The organism is Pseudomonas sp. FIP_A4 (assembly GCF_036701605.1).
GTDB lineage: Bacteria > Pseudomonadota > Gammaproteobacteria > Pseudomonadales > Pseudomonadaceae > Stutzerimonas > Stutzerimonas phenolilytica.
Map to the genome: position 1 here is coordinate 1 of NZ_JAYDXP010000073.1, position 508 is coordinate 508.

3 pseudogenes are annotated in these 508 nt (G+C 66.9%); all 3 read right to left on the bottom strand.

What is annotated here, in order from left to right:
• Positions 1–47 precede the first annotated feature (47 nt).
• A pseudogene (locus U8L64_RS00560) lies at positions 48–185 on the bottom strand (AAA family ATPase); the annotation flags it as partial.
• 81 nt (positions 186–266) lie between these two features.
• Positions 267–383: pseudogene (locus U8L64_RS20225) on the bottom strand (hypothetical protein); the annotation flags it as partial.
• A pseudogene (locus tag U8L64_RS00565) lies at positions 370–508 on the bottom strand (ATP-binding cassette domain-containing protein); the annotation flags it as partial. The pseudogenes U8L64_RS00565 and U8L64_RS20225, both read right to left, overlap by 14 nt.

Below are 508 nucleotides of genomic sequence, written 5' to 3' on the forward strand. Positions count from 1 at the left end.
GCTGCTGCCGCTGGCCAGCGGCAATCCGCACTGGAAGCTCAGTTTCCAGCCTGCTGCGCACGGATCACCTCCTGCGTGGCATCCGAAGGGGCACCCCCCTCGGCTTGGCGCTGCGCGCGCCACTGATCCAGCACCGCATCCGGCGCAGGGCCGTCGAGGAGCAGAACGGGAACGCCGGTGGCTTCGTAGACGCCGTTGAGCGGCACGCCGATGGCCTTTCTCGCCTTCGCTCCGGATGGCAGCGGCATTCACGGCTTGGTATATCAGGCCGGGCGGTGCAGTAGGCTTTCCAGCTCCAGATCGGGGCGTTCGCTGACCAGCTCCAGCTCGAAGCGATAGGGCTGACTGATGGCCTCGCGGCCTTGGAATTCGAGCATCGACATCGAGGTTGGAAAACGGCTCGTCAAGCAGCAGCAATTCAGGTTCCGGCGCCAGGGCGCGGGCCAGGGCGACGCGCTGCTGCTGGCCGCCGGAGAGTTCGTGCGGATAGCGCCGGCCAAGCGTGGAA